20 protein-coding genes are annotated in these 23,396 nt (G+C 38.2%); 2 read left to right on the top strand and 18 right to left on the bottom strand.

Going from position 1 to position 23,396, the window contains the following annotated elements; all coding sequences use genetic code 11:
* From AC1DIT_RS06805 to AC1DIT_RS06765, 9 genes are all read right to left on the bottom strand, one after another.
* Nucleotides 1–492: nicotinate phosphoribosyltransferase (locus AC1DIT_RS06805; RefSeq protein ID WP_476998112.1), on the bottom strand; the 492-nt coding region annotated here is incomplete at its 3' end.
* A gap of 60 nt (nt 493–552) precedes the next feature.
* Nucleotides 553–4,176 (bottom strand): DNA translocase FtsK, encoded by a 3,624-nt coding sequence (locus AC1DIT_RS06800; RefSeq protein WP_476998111.1) that lies wholly within the window; start codon nt 4,174–4,176, stop codon nt 553–555.
* Nucleotides 4,177–4,498: 322 nt separating this feature from the next.
* Entirely contained in the window at nt 4,499–5,473 is a 975-nt protein-coding gene (locus AC1DIT_RS06795; RefSeq protein ID WP_016116678.1) for an N-acetylmuramoyl-L-alanine amidase, read from the bottom strand.
* Nucleotides 5,474–5,712: 239 nt separating this feature from the next.
* Nucleotides 5,713–6,069, bottom strand: coding sequence for a hypothetical protein (locus AC1DIT_RS06790; protein WP_003201263.1), 357 nt, complete (start codon nt 6,067–6,069; stop codon nt 5,713–5,715).
* Between the two features lie 532 nt (nt 6,070–6,601).
* Complete coding sequence (gene ytpR / locus AC1DIT_RS06785; RefSeq protein ID WP_016116679.1) at nt 6,602–7,216, bottom strand: YtpR family tRNA-binding protein; 615 nt, start codon at nt 7,214–7,216, stop codon at nt 6,602–6,604.
* Complete coding sequence (locus tag AC1DIT_RS06780) at nt 7,213–8,025, bottom strand: DUF1444 domain-containing protein (protein ID WP_016116680.1); 813 nt, start codon at nt 8,023–8,025, stop codon at nt 7,213–7,215. Before AC1DIT_RS06780 ends, ytpR begins: the two co-directional genes overlap by 4 nt.
* A gap of 80 nt (nt 8,026–8,105) precedes the next feature.
* Nucleotides 8,106–8,420: a thioredoxin family protein gene (locus AC1DIT_RS06775; RefSeq protein WP_003201257.1), complete on the bottom strand. Its 315-nt coding sequence runs from the start codon at nt 8,418–8,420 to the stop codon at nt 8,106–8,108.
* Nucleotides 8,421–8,502: 82 nt separating this feature from the next.
* Entirely contained in the window at nt 8,503–9,012 is a 510-nt protein-coding gene (locus AC1DIT_RS06770; RefSeq protein ID WP_003201255.1) for a DUF84 family protein, read from the bottom strand.
* Between the two features lie 380 nt (nt 9,013–9,392).
* Entirely contained in the window at nt 9,393–10,466 is a 1,074-nt protein-coding gene (locus AC1DIT_RS06765; RefSeq protein ID WP_016116681.1) for a M42 family metallopeptidase, read from the bottom strand.
* 142 nt (nt 10,467–10,608) lie between these two features.
* Here AC1DIT_RS06765 and AC1DIT_RS06760 point away from each other — a divergent pair, with 142 nt between their 5' ends.
* Nucleotides 10,609–10,920, top strand: a complete 312-nt coding sequence (locus tag AC1DIT_RS06760; RefSeq protein ID WP_016116682.1) for a PepSY domain-containing protein — start codon at nt 10,609–10,611, stop codon at nt 10,918–10,920.
* A gap of 192 nt (nt 10,921–11,112) precedes the next feature.
* On the opposite strand, the gene AC1DIT_RS06755 is transcribed toward AC1DIT_RS06760, so the two are convergent.
* The 7 genes from AC1DIT_RS06755 to trmB form a co-directional block, all read right to left on the bottom strand.
* On the bottom strand, nt 11,113–12,264 hold the full coding sequence (locus AC1DIT_RS06755) for a thiolase family protein (RefSeq protein WP_016116683.1): 1,152 nt from the start codon (nt 12,262–12,264) through the stop codon (nt 11,113–11,115).
* A complete protein-coding gene (locus tag AC1DIT_RS06750) occupies nt 12,261–13,133 on the bottom strand; it encodes a 3-hydroxyacyl-CoA dehydrogenase family protein (RefSeq protein ID WP_016116684.1) in 873 nt (290 codons plus the stop codon). Before AC1DIT_RS06750 ends, AC1DIT_RS06755 begins: the two co-directional genes overlap by 4 nt.
* Nucleotides 13,134–13,268: 135 nt before the next feature.
* Entirely contained in the window at nt 13,269–14,384 is a 1,116-nt protein-coding gene (locus AC1DIT_RS06745; protein WP_016132124.1) for a CaiB/BaiF CoA transferase family protein, read from the bottom strand.
* Nucleotides 14,384–15,529, bottom strand: a complete 1,146-nt coding sequence (locus AC1DIT_RS06740) for an acyl-CoA dehydrogenase family protein (RefSeq protein ID WP_476998110.1) — start codon at nt 15,527–15,529, stop codon at nt 14,384–14,386. The genes AC1DIT_RS06745 and AC1DIT_RS06740 overlap by 1 nt, the downstream gene beginning before the upstream one ends.
* The gene (locus AC1DIT_RS06735; protein WP_016133306.1) at nt 15,529–17,091 is read right to left on the bottom strand and encodes a fatty acid--CoA ligase; all 1,563 of its coding nucleotides are present in this window, start codon (nt 17,089–17,091) and stop codon (nt 15,529–15,531) included. Before AC1DIT_RS06735 ends, AC1DIT_RS06740 begins: the two co-directional genes overlap by 1 nt.
* Nucleotides 17,092–17,294: 203 nt before the next feature.
* Nucleotides 17,295–18,158: a YtnP family quorum-quenching lactonase gene (locus tag AC1DIT_RS06730; protein WP_016116688.1), complete on the bottom strand. Its 864-nt coding sequence runs from the start codon at nt 18,156–18,158 to the stop codon at nt 17,295–17,297.
* A gap of 195 nt (nt 18,159–18,353) precedes the next feature.
* Nucleotides 18,354–19,007 (bottom strand): tRNA (guanosine(46)-N7)-methyltransferase TrmB, encoded by a 654-nt coding sequence (gene trmB, locus AC1DIT_RS06725; protein WP_016133307.1) that lies wholly within the window; start codon nt 19,005–19,007, stop codon nt 18,354–18,356.
* Between the two features lie 274 nt (nt 19,008–19,281).
* On the opposite strand from trmB, the gene AC1DIT_RS06720 reads away from it, so the two are divergent.
* Nucleotides 19,282–19,560 (top strand): YtzH-like family protein, encoded by a 279-nt coding sequence (locus AC1DIT_RS06720; RefSeq protein ID WP_016116689.1) that lies wholly within the window; start codon nt 19,282–19,284, stop codon nt 19,558–19,560.
* Nucleotides 19,561–19,568: 8 nt separating this feature from the next.
* Here the strand turns inward: AC1DIT_RS06720 and AC1DIT_RS06715 are convergent, their stop codons facing one another.
* Both AC1DIT_RS06715 and pulA read right to left on the bottom strand, forming a co-directional pair.
* Nucleotides 19,569–20,366, bottom strand: a complete 798-nt coding sequence (locus AC1DIT_RS06715) for a phosphotransferase family protein (RefSeq protein WP_016116690.1) — start codon at nt 20,364–20,366, stop codon at nt 19,569–19,571.
* Between the two features lie 486 nt (nt 20,367–20,852).
* On the bottom strand, nt 20,853–22,994 hold the full coding sequence (gene pulA / locus AC1DIT_RS06710) for a type I pullulanase (protein ID WP_016116691.1): 2,142 nt from the start codon (nt 22,992–22,994) through the stop codon (nt 20,853–20,855).
* Nucleotides 22,995–23,396 lie beyond the last annotated feature (402 nt).

Genomic DNA, 23,396 nt, shown 5'->3' with positions numbered 1-23,396 from the left:
ATCACCAGCTTGCTGTGTATAATGATCATCACGGTCTCCCATGAAAATAACAGGTTTTTCTTTTTCACCACTGCGAGCAGCTTGTACAACATTATATACATTTGTTGCAACAGATGTACGACGAGCTAAGATCCCATCGATTACACCTTCTAAAAACCCGAAATATTCATAAGGTCCAGAGATTGTTAAAACTGTTTCAAATGGATTAATATTGTCCCCATCTTTTAAAGAATGGATTTCAAGCTCTTCCGGATGTTCAGCAAATGTTTGTAACAATGCTAATACTTCATCTGTTCCGCAAAGTACCGCATGTTCCTTTTGGAAAAATTGCATTGTCACAACACTTTTCGGGCGAAATTCTTGAATAATGTCACGAGTTTTTAAAAAGTAAACGGCAGAGAACCAACCTTCCCCAACTCGTTCATCAAATTTAAATGTTTTATTTGTTAGTCGATTGATTTCACCTTTTAATTTTAATTCAATTTCTTTCATGTCGTTTACTCCCTACTTTACTATCCAACATTTTCTCTTAGTATACAGCAAAACCGCTTCCTATACATTCGTTTCCTGCATCGCAGCAAACTCATCCTCTGAAATAAGAACATCCCTCGGTTTTGTTCCCCTTGCTTCGGAAATAATACCTTGTGCTTCCATCTCTTCAATAAGACGTGCCGCACGATTATAACCGATGCGGAATTTTCTCTGTACAGAAGATGTGGACGCTCCCCCTTGTTCTACAACAAATTGACATGCATCAAAAAACAGTTCATCTTCGGCTTCATGTTGTTCTGTTTTCGCCAATAAATCCTCTTGCTTAAATAAATAGTTCGGCTTCATTTGCTTTTTCACATGTTCAACTGTTTTTTCAATTTCATCATCCGATACGTATACCCCTTGTACACGAACGGGTTTTGACGTACCGTTTCCTAAAAATAGCATATCACCGCGACCAAGTAATTTTTCCGCTCCTCCAATATCAATGATTGTACGTGAATCTACTTGAGATGATACTGTAAACGCAATACGCGTTGGAATGTTTGATTTAATCAATCCTGTAATAACATCCACAGACGGACGCTGCGTTGCAACTAATAAGTGAATACCACAAGCACGTGCTTTTTGTGCAATGCGGCAAATTGCTTCCTCTACATCACCAGGAGCAACCATCATTAAATCGGCTAACTCATCAATTACAATAACAATGTACGGCAATGTTTCCCCTGGAATTTCTCGGCTACTTACGATGGTATTATAACGAGCTAAATCACGTGCACCAGCATGCGCAAACAATTCATAACGGTGTTCCATTTCTTCTACAGCCCATTTTAACGCTGCTGTAGCAGCTTTCACATCTGTAATAACAGGTGCTACAAGATGGGGAATAGAATTATATGGTGCGAGCTCAACCATTTTCGGGTCAATCAACATCAGCTTCACTTCATGTGGTTTCGCTTTATATAAAATACTCGTTAAAATCGCGTTAATGCACACACTTTTCCCTGAACCAGTCGCACCAGCAATGAGTCCATGCGGCATCTTTCGAATATCGGTTACAATTGGCGCTCCAGAAATATCAAGTCCAAGCGCAACTGTAAGCGGTGATTCACTCTTCGTAAACACAGGACTTCTTAAGATTTCCCGAAGAAATACCGGCTTACTTTCTTTATTCGGAACCTCAATTCCGATGGCACTTTTCCCTGGAATTGGTGCTTCAATTCGAACATCCTTTGCAGCTAAACTCAGCTTAATATCATCACTTAAATTTGTGATTTTATTTACTTTCACACCCGGATCAGGTTGTACTTCGAAGCGCGTTACAGCTGGTCCTTGTGAAACATTGATAACATGAGCCCCAACATGGAAATTATTAAACGTCGTATCTAATAATTCTTTCTGTTCTTCTAACCATTCCGTATTATCTAATGTCGACTGACTTGGAATCGTCAATAGTGTTAATGGTGGCATAGCATATTCAGGCGGTGTTTGCAGTACATTACGCATATCATTCTCTCTTCGCGCTATAACGTATGCTTTCTCTTGTACTCCTGCACTTGCAACAGGTGCCTTCATTTCCGTTTGTTGAACTGGCTCCTCTGTTACTTGATCTTCCACTGCAACTCGTTCTACTGGTTTCTCTTCCACTTGAGTTTCCACTATAACTCGTTCTACTGGTTTCTCTTCCACTTGAGTTTCCACTATAACTTGTTCTACTGGTTTCTCTTCCACTTGAGTTTCCACTATAACTTGTTCTACTGGTTTCTCTTCCACTTGAGTTTCCACTATAACCTGTTCTACTGGTTTCTCTTCCACTTGAGTTTCCACTATAACTTGCTGTGCAGTTTGCGCTTTTCCTTGTGGTGCTTCTTCCACTTGTTGTACAGACTGCTCGTGCACCTTTACTGGTTCTTCAGCTTGTTTTATAGGAGTCTGCGGCGTTTTCATTCCTGCCACATGTCTCTCTATTAACTTTCTTCTATCTTGTTTTAACATCACAACATTAAACGGCACATGGCGCTTTTTCTCACGTTTCGGTTCTTCTTTTTGCTTAACAGGCTGTTCCACAGCAACTTCTTGCTTTTCTTCTGCCTCTTCGATTAATACATTTGCAAAGTTTTGAACTGCTTCCTTCGTGTGCTCGTCTGCTGCTGAAGATGTTTCTGAAACATTGTTTTCCGCTTTAGAAACCAAATTCTCTTGTTCTGTCGTTTTTTCAACTACTACTTGAGCCGTTTCTTCTGCAGACTCTTTCGCTGTTTCGGCAATTTTTGCTTCTTCAAATGTTTCTGCTACCAGCGTTTCTTCTGGTTCCTCCACTGCTTCAACTTCCGGCGTTGGTTCTTCAGCTTCTTCCACTTCTCCAACTTCCAGCGTTGGTTCTTCAGCTTCTTCCACTTCTTCAACTTCCAGCGTTGGTTCTTCAGCTTCTTCCACTTCTCCAACTTCCGGCGTTGGTTCTTCAGCTTCTTCCACTTCTTCAACTTCCGGCGTTGGTTCTTCAGCTTCTTCCACTTCTTCAACTTCCGGCGTTGGTTCTTCAGCTTCTTCCACTTCTCCAACTTCCGGCGTTGGTTCTTCAGCTTCTTCCACTTCTCCAACTTCCGGCGTTGGTTCTTCAGCTTCTTCCACTTCTTCAACAACATTTTCTTCTAAAGTAGTTTTCTCCACTAGCTGTTCTTCTTCTATTTCTTTCTTATATTCATTTTCTTCCGTTGACGCTGTATCCATATTCTCTACCGTAGAATCTAGCAACTCATCTTGCAAGATTTCTTCCTTCGCTTCGTTATCATATTGTGATAACGCCACTACATCTGGTTCTTGCTCAAATACCTGTACGATTTCAACAGTATGCTCTTCTTTCTTATTATCCTGTCCAACTGATTTATGTAACAAGTTATCAGTTTCAAATGGAAGAGAGTCTGAAATGACATCTACCTTTTCTTGCCCCTCTAACGAAGTGAATGAACGCTCAGAATCGTAACCGTTTTTCTCTAGCCACTGATCAACAACTGACTTTTCCTCTTCTGGGCTTTCTTGTTGCCCAGTATGCTCCAGGTTTTTCTCCTGCTTCTTAGAAGGAATAAAGGATTCGTCTGAGAAATTCGAAATAGAGTATCCTTTTTTCTCCAACCAAGCATCGACGACAGATTTTCCTTCAACGGATATTTCAAGATCTTCCTGCCCTTTTTCTTCCGTCTTAACTTCTTGTTTCTCTCTCGAAGGACGTTTATATCCAAAGATAGGCGAAATCATTTCTGTCGGGCGAAATGGTCTTCGACGGCTTTCTTGTACTGGCACAGATTTTTTTGGCACGATAGGCTCTGGCTCAATTTCTCGTTCAATTTTTGGCGGGGCAAATGTATGAACTGGTTCTGGTTCTTCTTCTACATATCTTGGCCTGCGTCTCTCCATGTTCGTTACTCTTGGCAGAGGTTGCTGCTCAAAATGTGTTGATTCTTCCACATTCTCCTCATCAAATCCATCATCAGGTATTAACGGAAATCGGCATTTCACACCTAAATTCCGACTAGCCATTTGTGCTTCTCTTGCTTCAGTGTAGTGGTTTACACGAGGAATTTTCGGCTTACTTTCAGTGTTCTTCGGTACTGCTTTATTTATCGCTGCTTTTTCTTCCTGATGTTCCTCTTTGTTAAACAGCTTTTTCATCCAATCTAACATGTTTACCACTCTTTCTACTAAATAGTAACATCCTTTATTGTATCAGCATTCGGCAAAAAGTGCAGGTAAAATTACGCTCTTGTATTTTGTCTACCATATTCAAATTTTCAGTAAGTACAATAGATTCTCAACATACAAGTCGCGGCTATGAACACAAAAGAGGGCCTACTCTCTCCTTCTCCCTTTGTTTTAAACCCGGCACGGGGCTCAAAAAGGACCTGACCGCTTCTATACATAGCCGGTCCCCTCTCTCACACCCAAAAAGAAAGGTTTTCACTTGTATTTATACATAAAAAAACAGCCTCATATATAAGACTGCCGTTTAAGCTTTACTCTTCCGATATTCTTCTACACTATCGGTTACACTTTGCAGTAAAGAGTCTAAATATTGTGTGTCTGATAGTTTCTGATCTTCTTCAGGATTCGACATAAATCCAAGCTCAAGTAAAACGCCTGGAACTTTTGACCAATTAAATCCAGAAAGATCATCTCGAAACTTGATTCCATTTACTTTTACCTGGCTGTTTTCTTTCATTTTCTTTACGATTATTTGAGAAACTTGTAAACTTTCTGCATAGATTCCTTTTGTATATGTATTTCCTTCCGCTGGCGTCAACACAGCAAACCCTTTTTGTGCTCGATTTTCTGAACCATCCGCATGAAGGCGTAAAAATAAATCTGCTTGATGCTCATTCGCAAATGTCGCTCGCTCCTTATTACTTATATCAACATCATGTGTTGTTCTTGTCATAAGTACTTGCATACCTTTTGCTTCGAGCTTCTCTTTCAATATGACAGCAGCTTCTAATACAAGAACAGATTCTCTTTTTTTCGTCACAACACCTGTCGTTCCATCAGTCACTTTATACTTTTGCTCAGTTGCCCCCGGGCCAATTGGTTCTAAATTTAAATTTGCTTTCTCTTGATGCCCTGGGTCAATTACAACAAGAAATTTTGCTTGTTTTTGCTCAGCATTTCCTTTTACCTCAAGGGTTTTGGCCGATTCCTCAGCCTGTGGTACTTGCTCTACCTTTAGCTCTTGTTTTTCATCTTGCTCCACGGATGGTTCTTGTTCAACATTTTTCTCTTGTTCTCCATTTTGTTCCACTGGTAATTCAGCTTCTATTTTCTTCTCTTTTTCCGCTTGCTTCTCTGGTGGCGTTTCTTTCGTTTGTTCTACAACCTTTTTATTCTCTTCTTGCACAGTAGATGGTATTTTCTTCTCTTGTTCCTTCGAGCACGCTCCCATATATATTCCAAGTAATACAACTACACACATCATTTTTATATATTTCATAGCTTCCTCCTCCCATCTACTTTGCGCATACTCTATTTATATATCCATTTTGGTTTCCAAGTGTATAAGTCGCTGCTATGAAAAACAAAAGGTGACCTGTACTCGTTCTCTCTTTTTGTTTTCACTTGGCATGGGACTGAAAGAGGGACTGATCGCTTCTATGCATGGCCAGATGTTCTCTCCCACCTAAAGATTGGGTTTTATGTCGGGTTTTCAATTTGCATTTATATAAAAACACCCTAAATTTCTTTTAACTGTTTCATAATCTCATCTATACTACGTGCTATACAAACTGGTTCCCATATTTCCGATCCTTGTTCAGCTGTGTAGATCGGATGGAGTGGATTATCTATATCAACAAAGATAGGATCACCCATATCTGTATCATATCCAATAACAATCCAACTCTCTTGCCAATCTCCCTTTTTCCCACTCATGAGTGAATTTTTGTTTTTATCATATCGATATCCAATTTGTCCCTTTTCCAATTCATTTTCATGCAATAAATATATTTCAAATGATTGTAATTCAATATCATGTTTCTTCGAAGTTTCGATAAGCCCCAGAAGCTCTTTCACTTTTGGAAATTGTCTCATATGTTCCTATCTCCTTCTATATAACTCCATTTTGATTTTTCAACATATAAGTCGCTGCTATGAAAAACAAAAGGTGACCTGCACTCGTTCTCTCTTTTTGTTTTCACTTGACATGGGGCAGGAAAAGGGGCTGACCGCTTCTATGCATGGCCAGATGTTCTCTCCCACCTAAAGATTGGGTTTTATGTCGGGTTTTCAATTTGCATTTATATATTTTTCTAAATTTTAACTAATTTGTTTTTGAAATACAATATAGATTTTGAGAAAAGCGTTACAATATAAGGACATGTAAATAAAAAAATAGCCTCATTTTATCATGAGACTATTTTTTCTATATAATTCTATTTTAATTTTCCGGCATATCGTTCGCTGCTACGAAGAACAAAAGATGATCGCTACTTGTTTTTTCCCTTTGTTTTCACTTGGCATGGGGCAGGAAAAGGATCTGACCACTTCTATGTATGGCCGGATGCTCTCTCTCACCTAAAGATTGGGTTTTATGTCGGGTTTTCAATTTGTAATTATATATCAATTAAAATTTGAACTCTTGTCCAACCTCATAGCTGTCTTCTAATACAAGAATACCTTTTTCCTGAGGAGCATCCGGAAGCTCTAATTCACGTGCAGAACAAATCATTCCAGAAGATGGAACGCCGCGAAGCTCAGCTGGTTTAATTAACATACCACTTGGCATTACAGCACCGATTTTTGCGACAACAACTTTTTGTCCTGCATCAATGTTTGGTGCACCACATACGATTTGTAGTGTATCTGTACCGATTTCTACTTTACAAATGTTTAGTTTATCTGCATTTGGATGCTTTTCTTTTTCAGCTACGTAGCCAACGACAAATTTCGGCGTGAGGTCTGCTTCTACTTTTTCTTCAAAGCCATTCTTTGCTAAAATGTCATTGATTTTTTCAACAAGCTCTTTTGTTAAAGTAATGTTTCCTGTTTCCTTTACTTCTACATAAGAAGACGCATTAAAGATGTTGAATCCTCCTGTTACGTTGCTTTCACGATCATAAACGCGTGCAACATCTCCTTTGCGGTCAAATGTACGGTTTTCTAATGTGATATCTTGTAAGGCAACGATTAATGTGTCGCCAATTCCTTCAAGGTTGTAAAAAACGTTCACTTTGTTCATCCTTTCTCTTTTCCATTTGTCTTCTTCCGATTCTTCGCTAAAATAAAGATTGGCTCAAAGTCCCCATCTTCATATACGAATGAAAGTGATGTAATCGGAACATGACCTTCGGCAAAAAACTTCATTGTCATTTGTGCAATAATATCATAACCGATTTCGTTCACGATATCAGCAATAATTAATACATCTTGGTGTGGAACAGCTACAACCATGTCACCTGAAATCTTTTCACGCATCGATTGTAATAATGATTCATTCAAAATACGACTCGCATCATAGCCATCATTTGTGTTTAAGAAATAAAATGTATTCCCCGCCACTTCATCTTGTTTAAATGAATGACTTAAGGAACGTACATTAAACAATGCCATTTCACGTACTTGCTGCTCTGTAAGTCCTAGTTTTTGTAACAAACGTTTATCAATTAATCGATATGTTTTATTGGAATCTAATGCATAATAAATGCGCGTTTCTGCTGTATGATCTGTCATTACGAAAGGGTTTCCTTCTTCAGCTTGCTTTGGAAAAGAAGTGGATCGAATAACCGGTAAAATTTTTGCCGCGCCGCTTTCTTCTTTATGCATCGCAAGTAGCGCCTCTTGTACGTAATACACAACATCTTCAATCGCTGCTTCCTTCTTCACTTCCCATTTCGCCACAACTCCTGGAAGCGAAACATTAATTCCCTTTTTCGTATCTTTTTGTTCAATACGGAGCGTATCCTTCTCGCTATCATAATGAAATTCCCACTCTGGACGAGCTAATCTAGTCATTAACTCGTCTTTCATCTTTTTGCTTGTCATTTTCATTTCGTTTGCCTCCCTTCCAAAAAAATAACCTCCCCCGCGAAGGTAGAGGTTGTTTTTACAATTTAATTGGCGAGATCGCCTTATTTTAACCCTTCAATAAACGCTTCGATTTGTTCTTGTGTTTTACGATCTTTGTTTACATAGCGTCCAGTTTCTTCACCTTTATTGTACGCTACAAAGCTCGGAATGCCAAATACGTCTAATTTCACGCAAAGGTCAATAAATTCGTCACGATCTACATAGTAAAATGAGAAATCGCTATATTTCTCTTCTACTTCTGGCATAAATGGATCAATAAAACGGCAGTCTGGGCACCATTCTGCTGAGAACATAAAAATGACGTTCTCTTCATTTTTTAATTCTTGAAATTGTTCCATGCTTTCTAATGATTTCATCTATATTTCCTCCTCTAACGAAGTGTATCTTTTCATCTCTAATCTTCTTTTATACTACCATACATCACGTATGGTGCAAGGTTTATGCTTGTTTTTCGTCATACTTATATTGCCCAATTAACAGCTTTACAACATGTACAAATAATTGTGTACGATCCACATAATGATCTGTAAAGATTCCGATTGCACCTTCATGGCTACGAATGTCTTTTCGTTTTACAAATGCCTCCATTACTTCACTTAACTCTTTTCCATCTTCAAGAGGAGAAAGAAAATCATCAGGAAGCATAATCCGTGCCCCGCCTGCGACAAATACTTTCCCCGCGCTTGTCGCCAAAGCACCCCAATTGCACATAAACAAACCGTGCTCTGTTTTCATTACGCCGCCTTCTAGTCCGATACCGATGTCAGCTTGTTTTTCTTCTAGTGCTCGCTTCGCTCTATTGATTGCGCCTTGCATCGTTTCCTCATCAGAAAATGGCTGTGCTGCAACTCCTGAAGGAACAGAAACTGAAGTAATACTTACCTCTTTCCATACTTCTTGTACGGCTCCTACTTTTGTTTGATTTTTTGAGCCGACTGCTACTTTCATATTGTTCACCTCTATATAAGTCATTGCTACAAAGAACAAAAGGTAATTGACACTCTTGTTCTTTCTTTGTTTTTAACTCTATATGGGATAGGAAAAAGTCTGAACTTTGCTATACATGAGCGGACGCTCTCTCCTATCTAAAAAAGAGTGTTTTGTTCAGTTCTTCATCATATGTCCTCTTCCATTTCCCAACATATACATTACGGCTATGAGACCCAAAAAAGACCTCCACTCATTGTCTCTTTTTGGTTTCACATGGTATGGGGCTAAAAAGAGCACTGACCGCTTCTATGCATGAGCGGACGCTCTCTCCCATCTAAAAAGAGTGTTTTTATTTCTTTTCATATACGAAAAGAAAAGGCCGAATTCGGCCCTTTCTTTTAAGCATTGTTCTTAATTGTTTCTAATGTTGTTTTATCTGTTGCTTTCACAAGTTTTGTAATCAATTCTTTCGCTGCTGCATAATCATCAACATGTAAAATAGAAGCATGTGTATGAATGTAACGAGCGCAAACACCAATTACTGCTGACGGAATACCTGAGTTACTCGTATGTACACGACCTGCATCTGTACCACCTTGTGAAATAAAGTACTGGTACGGAATGTTATGTGTTTCTGCTGTATCTAAAATAAATTCACGCATTCCTCTATGTGTTACCATTGTACGGTCATAAATGCGAAGAAGTGCTCCTTTTCCTAATTGACCGAACTGCGTTTTATCCCCAGATGCATCATTTGCTGGACTCGCATCAAGCGCATAGAAAATATCTGGCTGAATCATATTAGCTGCTGTTTGTGCGCCGCGAAGACCAACTTCTTCTTGTACAGTCGCACCAGAGTATAACGTGTTTGGTAATGTTTCATCTTTTAATTCTTTTAACAATTCAATCGCAAGACCACAGCCGTAGCGATTATCCCAAGCTTTCGCCATAATTTTCTTTTCGTTTGCCATTGGTGTAAACGGACAAATTGGAACAATTTGTTGGCCTGGTTTCACACCAATCTCAAGCGCTTGTTCATAACTATCTGCACCTATATCAATTAACATATTTTTTATATCCATTGGTTTCGCACGTTGTGCATCACTTAATAAATGAGGTGGAATCGAACCAACAACCCCAACAACCGGGCCGTTTTTCGTCATAATTTGTACACGCTGCGCCAGCAATACTTGACTCCACCAGCCACCTAGCGTTTGAAAACGAATCATCCCGTTTTTCGTAATTTGCGTAACCATAAAACCAACTTCATCCATATGACCAGCTACAAGTACACGTGGGCCATTTTCATCCCCTTTTTTCAGACCGAACACGCTACCTAAACCGTCTTGGACGATTTCATCTGCATATTTACTTAACTCCTCTTTCATAAAACGGCGCACATCATGTTCAAATCCTGATGTACCTTGTAATTCTGTTAACGTACGAAATAATTCTAATGTCTCTTTATTCACGAAGTTCCCTTCTTTCAAACCTTAGTAGAATACCTCTTTTATTGTAACGAAATTTTCGAAATGTTTCTAGTTTCTTCTTTTTTCGTTAAAATTGCATTATAATTATCATCAATACACTACTTTATAGAATTGAGGTGAATATATGAGCTGGAAAGGTTTACTAGCTGGTGTTGGTGTTGGTTTTGCAGCTGGTTATCTTGTTGCAAACAAAGTTCAAGAACAATCCCATATTTCTTCAGAGAAAGCATTAAAAATGGTGAAACAAGCATTAAGTCATAAAGGCGAAATTACTGGCTCTTGGGTACATATGGTTCCAGAGACGTTTGAAAAATATGATGTCGCGTACGAAGTATACCGCGGCGGTCTTACAACAATTTTAAATGATATACAAGAACGATTTGAATTTTTAGTAGATGCAAAAACAGGTACCGTTTTAGAAGTAACGGCTGCTTAAAATAACTTAGAAAATCAAAAAGCATAAAGTGAAATTTTGATCAGTGGAGGGCCTCATTCCCACATTGATTATTCACTCCCGGCCAATTAGATTGTTACGGACAATAATACTCCGCTTGCATAACTTTGAGGTGAGGGCTACCACTCATGAGTAGTGAGATTAAAGTGTGCAGATGAATTTCTGCACACTTTTTCACATTCTTTCAATTATCATCGCTGTCGACATCCCATGTCCGATGCAAATTGTCAGTAGGCCGTACCTTCCCTGCCTCCGCTCCAATTCATGAAGAAGAGAAGTCATTAATTTCGCACCAGTTGCCCCAAGTGGATGACCTAGCGCAATCGCACCACCATTAACATTCACCTTTTGTAAATCCGCTTCCATTTCCTTTTGCCATGCTAAAACAACCGATGCAAATGCTTCATTGATTTCTACAACATCCATATCACGAATTGTTAAATTTGATTTTTGTAGCACTTTTTTTGTTGCAGGGATAACGCCATCAAGCATTGTTGTCGGGTCAGAACCAACAACCACTTGATTAACAATACGAGCACGTGCTTTACAACCTAGCTCTTTAGCCTTTTCACTATCCATCAGCAAGATTGCTGCAGCACCATCACTAATTTGACTTGCATTCCCTGCTGTAATCACTCCATTTTCTTTAAACACTGTTTTTAAATTTGATAACGCTTCATAAGAAGTATCCCTTCTCGGACCTTCATCATTTTCAACTAATATTTCATTGCCTTCTTTATCTACACCACGCAGTGGTACAATCTCTCGCTGAAAGTGTCCAGATTCAATAGCTTGAAGTGCGCGTCTATGACTTTCTAGCGCGTAAGCATCTAACTGTTCACGTGTAATACCATATTTTTCTGCAATCATCTCAGCAGATACACCTTGATGCACAATTTGATACTTTTCGCGAAGACTACTCGGGATCGTCTGCTCATTTCCATCACTTAAAATAGGAACTTTTGTCATATGCTCAACACCAGCTGCAATCGTAATGTCCATATCCCCTGATTTAATTTCTTGCGCAGCAAAGTGAATAGCCTGTTGCCCTGAACCACAGAGCCTATTAATCGTTACTGCTGGAACCGTTATAGGAAAATCTGCTTCAAGTGCCGAAAGTCTTCCAATATTAAAACCTTGTTCGTTAATTGGCGTTACACACCCCATAACTATATCTTCTATAAGTCCTTTTTCTATATTCCCCCGTTTTGTTACTTCACTCAGTGCAACTGCCGCAAGTTGTATGGGGTGAAGTAAACGAAATGCCCCATTTCTTTTACCAACTGGCGTACGTACAGCTTCAACAATAACAACGTCCCGCTTCATATTTTCTCGCCTACTTTCCCTTTTGAATAATCATAAAAACCTTTCCCAGTCTTTCTTCCAAGATGTCCTGCCTCTACAAGTTTCACAAGTGTTTGCGGCGCTCTAAACCTATCGCCAAATGCTTCCATTAGTCCTGTACTCGCAAATAGCATCGTATCTAGCCCTACATAATCCGCTAATTCAAATGGTCCCATTGGATAGTTCAAACCAAGCTTAATTGCCTTATCAATGTCCTCTTTACTTGTAATTCCTTCTTCATACATACGCATGCACTCTAACATATGAATAGCAATTGCCCGCGACGTCACAAATCCTTGCATATCTTTCACAACAACCGTTTCTTTCCCAATTCCTTCTGAGACTGTTCTTACTGCTTGTATCGTACTTTCTGCTGTAACCACTCCTCGTACAATTTCAACGAGCTTCATAACAGGAGCGGGATTAAACCAATGCATCCCCACTACTTTTTCTGGACGACTTGTTACACTTGCAATTGCAGTTACACTTAATTCAGACGTATTCGTTGCTAGAATAGTAGATTGCGATGTATACAAATCTAGCTTTTGAAAAATCTCCTTCTTTAACTGTAATATTTCTGGTACTGCTTCAATAACAAGCTCTACATTTTGGCAAGCTTCTTCCAATATAACTGTAGAAGTAATATGAGCTAGAATGCCATTTTTTTCTTCCTCTGTCATACGTCCTGCGTTCACGAAACGACTCAAGCTTTTGGTGATAGTTCCATAAGCTTTTTGTAAACTTTCTTCTGATATATCATACATTTTCACATGTTTATCGCCCATCGCTAACGCTTGGACAATTCCACTTCCCATAATTCCTGCACCAATTACTGCGATATTTTGAATCATTATTTTCCTCCTTTAATTATTTTCTTTTCATTTCCACAACATACATTTCAACAACGAATCAATACTTTTCGAAATAGTCTTGCATATTCACGAGAAATAAATGTCCCCTTGATTCTCTATCTTCTCTCTAATTATTCATACACGAACTCGCTCAATTACATCTAATTGTTCCAATCTCTCAATCTCTAACTTCGATAATCCAAGCTTTTGCAACACTTCTTCGGTATGCTCACCAAGCTTCGGTGGATTCGCAAATGCATGACTCGTATGTGTAAATACATATCCTTTCTCATTTACTAGATGCCTTGTAAATGGTGACGACGATAATTCATTTGTCTCCAAAACAGGCGCTAAACAACAATCCACTTCCATCGCAAATTTCGTCCAGTACGCCAATGGCTTACTAGCAAAGAGTGCTTTCATTTGCTCATAAATGATTTGACCATCTTGAGTTAGTTCATATTGCTTATCCCCCCATTCTACTCTTCCTACCGCTTCACAAAAGGAATGCCAAAATTTCTGTTCAACTGCTCCGAGCGCAACAAACCTTTCATCGCTCGTTTCGTAGAGGGAATAACATACAATCTTACCGCTAAGCAAATCTAGCCCATGACGTTTGTTATACATTTTTTCAAGCATGATATGATTGTTCATTAACATCATTAAGCTATCTGTGAGGGAAATATCGTGATAACTCCCTTCCCCAGTTCGCTCTCTTTGAAACAATGCTGCCATAATTTTTTCTGAAGCCATCATTCCGCCTATCTCATCCCCAAGGGTAATTTTGGGATGAACCGGAATTCCTTCTTGATCTTTCAACTGTGCTAATACGCCGCTTACTGCCATAAAATTTATGTCGTGGCTTGCAAGATTCGAATGTTCTTTATTTTGTCCATATCCAGTTAATGAAGTATAAATGATACTTTTATTTATCCGTTTAACTTCTTCATATCCAAGACCAAGACGGTTCATTACGTTAGGCCGAAAGCTTTCTATTAAAACATCAGATTTTTGAAGAAGTTTTTTCACTACCGCTACTCCTTCTGGATGCTTTACGTTTATTGCAATACTTTTCTTGTTACGATTATTCGCATAAAAAAACGCCTGATTACCAGATTCCAACCCTCTTGCTAAATCACCATAAAGCGGTTCTACCTTTATCACTTCTGCACCTAAATCAGCAAGGCGAAGTGCTGCATACGGACCTGGTAAGTAGTGAGAAAAATCAACAACTGTTATTCCTTTCAACATCATAAGCCCATACCCTTCGCAATTATGTTTTTCATAATCTCATTCGTACCAGCATAAATCGCGCTTACTGGAATATCACGATAACGCCGCGCAATCTCGTATTCTTCCATATATCCATATCCACCGTGCAATTGTATGCACTCTGCTGACACTTTTTTTGCAAGATCTGTCAGCCACCACTTCGCCATCGATACTTTCGTTACGATGTTCTCACCATTCATGTGATTGGCAATACAGTCATCGACAAATGTTCTGCCAATTTCAATTTCCGTATACATCTCTGCTAATCGAAACTGTACTGTTTGAAAATCGCTTATACTTTTCCCAAATGCTTTTCGCTCTTGGACATAGTTTTTCGTTATATGTAGCATCACTTCCGCGGCTGTTTTAGCTGCAATTGCAACAATGAGACGTTCTTGCTGCAACTTTTCCATGAGATAATAAAAACCTTTTCCTTCTTCCCCTAACAAATTCGAAGCAGGCACTTTTACATCTTCAAAAATAAGTTCTGCTGTATCTTGACTATGTAAGCCGATTTTTTTTAGTTTTTTTCCTCTTTTAAATCCCTCCATTCCTCTTTCTAAAAAAAGTAGACTAATGCCTTTATGAGCCGGTTTAATATTTGTATCTGTCTTACAAACAACGATAACTAAATCTGCATGAATACCATTTGTAATAAATGTTTTTTCTCCATTCACGACATAATAATCACCTTCTTTTCTTGCAGTTGTTCGAATACTCGCTAAGTCCGAACCTGCTCCTGGCTCCGTCATCGCAATTGCAGTTATACATTCACCGCTTACACATTTTGGTAACCAACGTTTCTTTTGTTCTTCTGTTCCATACTGCATGAAGTATGGAACGACAATGTCATTGTGCAAACCAATTCCGATTAAACTTGATCCAACCTTTTCAAGTTCCTCGTTAATGACAACCGAATATCCAAAATCAGCACCTGCTCCACCATACCGCTCATCTACCATTGGACAAAGAAAACCTTTACTCCCCATTCTTGTCCAAAAAGCACGAGGAATTATTCCTTCTTTTTCCCATTCGTTATAGTATGGATATGCTTCCTTTTCTAAAAATTTATGAAAAGCATGACGAAAAATGTGATGCTCCTCCTGTAAATATTTATGCCTCATCATATCCTCCCCTTAGCTTCCGTTTCTGCATTACGCAAAATAAACTTTTGAATTTTACCGCTTGCATTTCTTGGCAGTTGTTCAACAAACACATAGCGACGTGGACGTTTATAATCAGCAAGCTTATCACTTGCTTTGCAATACTCATCTAATATCTCTTCGGTAAGAGACTGATCTTTTGAAACGATGTATGCTAGAACACTTTCTCCCCAAAGCTCATCTTTCTCTCCAAGCACCGCAACATCTAAAACACTTTCATGTGTATACAAAAAATCCTCGACCTCACGTGGGTAAATGTTTTCTCCACCACTAACAACCATATCGTCAACGCGATCCGCAACGTATAAATAACCATCTGTATCTACATACCCCAAATCTCCTGAATGGTACCATCCTTTATATAATGCTTTTGCTGTTGCCTCTTCATTGTTGTAATACCCTTTCATCAAACAGGAACCTCGCACAATAATTTCTCCAATTTCATACGGTCGTAATATATCATTCGGCTCAGATGGTCCTTCTTCATTTGGACGGACAACACGAATTTCATGATTATAAGCAGCTTTTCCTGCAGAACCTACTTTAGTAAGTTGCTCATTCTCTCGTAAAAAAGTAACTGCCGGTCCCATTTCCGTCATACCATAAGCTTGTACTAATGAAACATTCAATTTTTCATCACAAGCTTTTACAAGTGCCGGTGCCATTGAAGCTGCTCCATATAAACCGTACCTAAGAGAAGATAAATCATACTGCATTAAATCTTCCTGCAACATCATATTCCACATTGTAGGTGCCGCAAACATAACAGTAACCTTCTCTTTTTCAATCGTTTCGAGCACATTCTTTGCATCGAAATGGTGTAGAATAATATTCGCCCCGCCGCTATGTACCCTTGGAACGAAGCAACAATGCAGCTCAGCACAATGAAACATCGGTGCTGTTACAAGACCGCGACTATTCTCGGTATAATGTAAATATGCGATTCCTATCAAGCTTTGATCGATAATTTCTTGGTGACGGTGAAGTACTCCCTTCGGATAACCGGTTGTTCCACTTGTATACATAATGGAACAAATATCATCTTCTTTTACTTCTACTGTTTCAAAATCCGGTAATGCATTGAATAATTTTTCTTCATATGAAATAGAAAACGATGGATGATTTTGGTCAATGTACCAGAACTGAATATGAGGAAATTGTTTATAAATGCTTTGTACTTGAGAGGATAATTGCTGTTCAAAAAGTACGATTTTTGGAGAGGCATCTTCTAATATATAAATGAGTTCTTGTGGTTTTAATCTGAAATTGATTGGGTTAAATATGGCGCCAATTTTTGCACAAGCGAAACATGTAGTTGCTAGTTCACTACTATTAAAGAGAAATGTCGAGACACGGTCACCTTTTTGTATACCACTTTTTTGGAGCGCATAAGCTAGCTTATTCACCTGTTCATTCCATTCTGTATACGTCCAGCGAATATTTTTTTTCGGTTCAACAATCGCTTCTTTATTTGGATAATTTCCAGTAGTCAGTTCAAGCAAATTTCCAATCGTTATATACAATACGTTTCCCCCTTTCGAATAAAAAGTTTCTCATATAGAGCATGTCACAATGCAGTAACTCAGAGATATTATAACAATTTTCAGAATATTTTAACAGTATTTCTTTCGACAAATCCTTGCCATGTGTTTGTAGGTGAACAAGAACATAAAAAATTTACTTTTTAGTGGAGGGGGTGACCCTCCACTCCATACTTCTATCTTTCTTACACTTCACTTAATACATTTTCCTCTTTTCGTTCTACCTTCTCAACCATATTCCCTTCCTCATCCCACTTCACAGCGCGATAATAGGCATCATGATAAAAAGTGAACCATGCTTTCTTTTCTGTGCCATACTTCATCCATTTTTGCTTATGTTCAATTGAAGTCATTGGATAATCATCATATGCCATCACCCATAATACGTTTTGATGAGCATGCGTTGGCAAGAGATCCGCTAAATGAAGCATCGTTTCTCCTTTACTTTCAAGAACAATTACAGCATGACCATCACTATGCCCTCCTGTATGTACCATTCTGATTTCATCTGAAATTTGTATTTCGTCTTTGAAAGTGACAATTTGCTCTACAATTGGCTCCCAATTTTCTTTCCAATATGTATTACGAGAGCGGATATTAGGGTTTTTCATTTCATTCCATTCTATTTCTGATACATACACTTTTGCATTTGGAAACGTCGGAACAAGCTCACCATCTTCCGATTTTGTTAATCCTGATGCATGATCAAAATGAAGGTGTGTCATTAATACATAATGAATATCTTCAGCTGTTAGACCGCGCTCCACTAGAGAATGTTCAACTGACGATTCTTCTGTTACCCCTTGATTCCGCTTCATTTTTTCATTCATTTTATTATTTCCAATTCCTGAATCAATGAGCATATTTCCTTCTTTCGTTTGTACAAGCAACGGATCTGTTCTTAAATAAATATGATTTGTATCATTATGTTTATATTTGCGTGACCATAAGATTTTTGGTACGACACCAAACATCGCTCCCCCATCTAAATGAGTGTTCCCTCCGCGGAGCCATGTCACTTTTATTTCTCCGATTTTTAAAGATTCCATTCCACATTCCCCCTTTTCCATTTTACCCCGCTATTCGTGTGCAGTAAGACTCCCACCTCAAAATGCAGCAAATGCAAAGAAGTTAGTCGGGGAATCAACTGCCCGTAAAAGCCCGATTGGTGCGGGCTGATTAAAGTTCCTCTTTATTCTAACACAAAATTCAGAATGTTTTTTTACAACAAAAAAACCTGCGCATTACTGCGCAGGTTTTGTTCTATATTTCGCTTCAACACGATAAATACGATGTCCTTTACTAGAAAACTTCTCTTCGTATTCCGTCATAATGTTACCTTCGAAATCACTGTTATGAAGATCTAAGCTAAGGAATGTGAGTAGCATGCCATATTCAGCCATACTCATAAGAGAGTATTCAAATAAACTTTGGTTATCCGTTTTAAAATGAATCTCTCCGCCTGTTACTAACACTTCTTCATAATTGCGTAAAAATGTTTTATACGTTAAACGACGCTTCTCGTGACGATTTTTTGGCCATGGATCTGAGAAGTTTAAATACACACGGTCAATTTCGCCTTCCGCAAAGAAAACTGTTAAATCTTCAGCATCTTTATTAATTAATTTTAAGTTTGGTACTTCTTCTTCAATTAACCTATCAAGCGCATCTACGATAACACTTGTGAATTTTTCAATTCCGATATAGTTAATATGCGGATTCGCTTTTGCCATCTCATAAACGAAACGACCACGACCTGTTCCTACTTCAATATGGATCGGATGGTCATTTCCAAACACTTCTTTCCAATTGCCACAACGCTCCTCTGGGTTTCCAATTACAAACTGTGAATACTCATTAATTCGATCCATTGCATATGGTTTATGTCTTAAACGCATAGATGTCTTCCTCTCTTTACCAGACTATTTTTAGAAGGTTTATTCCTTCTTTCTTTTTTAATCAATCTATCAAACAAAAAACCAAGTACGTACGAGCACTCGGTCCGTTTCTTTCAAGTATAAGGTGTTCCATTTTGATACAAACTACAAAGAGCATAGAACGAAACTCTCCTGTAGAAACGTTTCGTTAGCCAATGATTAGCTACTCCATGACGAAATAGAAAATTTCTCTTACTTGTTCAAATTGAACAACAATCGAAAGGATGATCCAATCATGCCGATTAATCAACAACATCAATTAGAAATTTTAAAAGATATTCTAGTCAATCACCAAAGCGATTGCTGTGGAACGGTTTCTGAGTGCGAACAATTAGAACGGCTCATTCAATCATTGCTTGCAAACGATAGTGTGAACAGCGATGTAAAAGCAATGCTAAACGATGTATATTACTATAGTCAATCGGGTAAATATTCTCCTGATTTAGACAATCATATTTCCAATAATCAAGAGCAACTCACGCAATGGATTTCTGGAATGGACAATTTCTCTTAAATTATTTATTACTCTGAAGCAAGTAGTTGCTGTAAATATTGATGCCAATATTCAGCTTCTGCTTGCTGTTTTTTTGTTGTATGCCATTGAACAGATAAAATAGTTTGTGCCACTACATACCACTTCATACGATGAACCAATGATTCATTCATTTCAATTCCATAATACGCTAACCATTCGTCCCATTCGTGACGCGGAACATACCAATATAATAACATACCAAGATCAAGAGCAGGATCCGCAATAAGCGCTCCATCCCAATCAATTAAAAATAATTCATCTTCGTTCGATAATAACCAATTGTTATGATTGACGTCACAGTGGCACACGACAAACTCATCATGTTCAACATCTTTCAGTGTGGTTTTTAAATATCGTAGCCCTGTCTGAATCGTTTCATCCGTTCTTAAATCTCCTCTTAAAACAAAATACAATTGTTGCAATAACTCCTGCGCATAGAGCGGCTGTTTTCCAAGCCTTTGTATCATCTGCACAAGCGCTTTAGATGAATGTATTTTTTTTAAAAGCTTTGCAACACGCTCAAGTTTCATATCCTCTGGCTCTAGCTTTTGCCCTGGAAGCCACTTTTGAGCTGAAATCACATCACCGTTCGTCACTCTTCTTGTCCAAAGTAATTTTGGAACAATTCCTTCTGCTGACAATACCGCTAAAAAAGGCGATGTATTCCGCTTTAAAAATAGCTTTTGTTGTCCATTTTGCGCAATATATGCATCGCCTGTTGCCCCACCAGCTGGTATAAGACTCCACTCTTCTCCTAATAATTGTTCCAACCATTCCATATTCATTACCCGTTAACAAATCCTTATCTTTTATAGTTATGAAAAGAAAAACCGCAACACCTTTTGAAGATGTTGTGGATTCATATGAAAACTCCCGCCACTTAGCTCCTTTGGCTCTTAAAGTAGGGGTTTCTCGTGTTAATCATCTCTAACAGATGATTAACACGAGTAGAGTTGACACAGCTGCCTGATGCACAACCCCTCTATTCCATTGGCAAACGCCCCTGGAACTAATTTTTTAATATATTGTATAAAGACAGTTACTAGCAATTCATCTTCATCCTCAAAGACTATACTAAGCATATTCCTTGAAAGTGGAGTTTTCTTACTTTTTTTGATAAAAGAAAACTTGGCATGGGCCAAGAAATCAAAACAAACTAACCGTCTATTCTTTTATATTTTACAAAACCAATAATACAATGACAACTTATCGAAATCGTCACCTTTGTCAATTCTACATTTATTATATTCTCATCGTCAAGTAGCGATTTGTCACATTATCGCCAATATATACGAGCTAATCGGAACCATTTGAAGTTCACTTCCTTGAAATGAAGAAATCGGATGTACTTTCGCTTTTGTACTGTCTGCTAATACGTACCACATTTCGTGTTTCGGCAGTGAAATCGTTTCTAATTGCACACCATTATGAAACAACACCACAATTTCCTTCCAAGGACCGAACTTTCCTATATTTTGTAAATGATAAGCAACAACAGTAGGAGATGTTTGTAAAAATGTCATATGCTTCTTTATAAGATTCGCTGACTGTAAGCGAAACGCTCTATGTGCCTTACGAATCGCAATCAAGCCTTGTATATAAGCAATTGTTTCTATTTCTTTCTCTTTTTGATCCCAATCGAGTTGATTAATTTCGTCAAGCGCATTATAACTATTTTCATTTCCTTTCTTAGAACGATAAAACTCTTGTCCTGCATGTAAAAATGGAATTCCTTGTGAGAGTAATGTCATCGCTGTCGCTAAACGATGACGCCTTTTTTGCACTTCTTCCGTTTCCTGATTGCTACGCACGAGTTTATCCCACATCGTCATATTGTCATGACATTCCACATAGTTAATACTTTGAATGGGTTCTAAAAATAACCCGTCTCCTTTTTCATTTACAAGACTTCCTGTTAACACATATTGCAAATGCGCGGGGTCTACACTTCCTCCAAATGCAAAACCACGTTTACTTACATCAAACGTGCTACCTTTTATTCCATCACGAAATTGATCGTTGAACTGCGCGATTTGTGGCATTTTGTTTGCATTGTTAAGCGTTGCCTTCTCTTCTGCCGGAAGCGGTGTTTGTAAATCCCAGCCTTCCCCTAATAACAGTGCATCCTTTTTTCTTTTCCTTATTTCCTTTTCTAATTCATTCATCGTTTCTACATCTAAAATTCCCATTAAATCAAATCGAAAACCATCCACGTTATATTCAGTAAGCCAATATAAAACAGAATTAATAATAAATTTCCGCATCATTTTTCGCTCTGATGCTAGATCATTCCCAACTCCAGTTCCATTTGATGGCATACCATTTTCATCATGTCTGAAATAGTATCCTGGTACAAGCTTTTCAAAAGATGATGTTTCTCTTTCATATACATGGTTGTATACAACATCCAAAATAACGCGGAGTCCATGCTCATGAAACTTTTCAATAAGTTGTTTACATTCCTTGATTCGGTTATAAGGGTCGGTAGGATCACTTGCATACACTCCCGTTGGAACGTTGTAATATAATGGATTATAGCCCCAGTTATACGTTACAAAAGGGGTCGTTTCATCTACTCCAGCAAAATGATGAAGAGGTAAAAGCTCAACATGTGTAACTCCTAATCCTTTTATATAAGAAAAGGCCGTCTCTGTCCCAAGTCTCCCCTTCGTATTCTCTTCTGTTAATCCAGTATATGTCCCCTTTTTTTCCACACCACTATTTGGATGCATAGTGGCATCACGAATATGCAATTCATAAAGGATTGCATCCGTAAAAGATTCAAGTTTAGGTAATGAATTTTGTTCTTTTACATATGTCTTCGCAAGATCAATTACAATTCCATACTTACCATTCACCGATACCGATTTTGCATATGGATCTACAACTTCATTCCATATTAAATTAATACAAACGAGAAATGTATACCTTGCTAATTCAAAGTCTCCTTGTAAAATACGAGACCAAACACCATTCTCTTCTCTTTGCATCTCATAATCCGTATACTCTTTATCATTTTTATAAATTCTTACTTTCGCAAGTCTTGCAGTTGGTGCCCACATTTTAAAAGTTGTTTTTTCCTTTCTATAACAAGCTCCTAAATCGCTACCATCATAATAATATTTTTCATCAAATACAGCCGTTCGAATAACCGCTCCAATTTGTAAATCTGTTTCTTCATTCCGCTCATCCCGCACTGTATAATACTTCCCCACATCAAGTGGATATTCTATATAACATTCATACTTTGTTACATCTGCAAGGGAAATAATTTGAGCAACCTTAAGCTCCCATACATGATTTCCTTCCTGCATAAAAAATGTCCGGCTTGTTCCATACGTATGCGGGAGCAAAATTGTAATTTTATTCATTTCATCTAAATAAGCTTCAAATGGACGCTTTACTTTCAGCATAAAAAATCACCATCATTCTCGAAATTAAAATGAAACTATATGAATACAATTTGAAAAACCGACATAAAACCCAATCTTTAGGTGGGAGAGAGCAACTGGCCATTCATAGAAGCGGTCAGAACCTCTTCCTGCCCCGTGCAACGCTAAAACAAAGAGAGAAAACAAGTAGCGATCACTTTTTGCTTTACATAACAGGGGATTTTATGTTGAAAAATCAAAATAGATTTATATATCTGTAAGAAATAGGTATCCCCTAAAGATAAAGTGAAACTTCCATCAGTGGGGGTTTTCTTCATCTTCCACCCATCTCCCTTGTTTCTCTCTGAATATTGAGGTGGGGGGTCTTACTGCCCGAAAATAACAGGATAAATGGGACGTTACACAAACTTACTATTTTCTATA

The sequence above is a fragment of the Bacillus sp. 05T22 genome, assembly GCF_056396765.1.
Note: the sequence above shows the minus strand (reverse complement) of the source record. Positions and strands in the feature narration are given on the sequence as shown.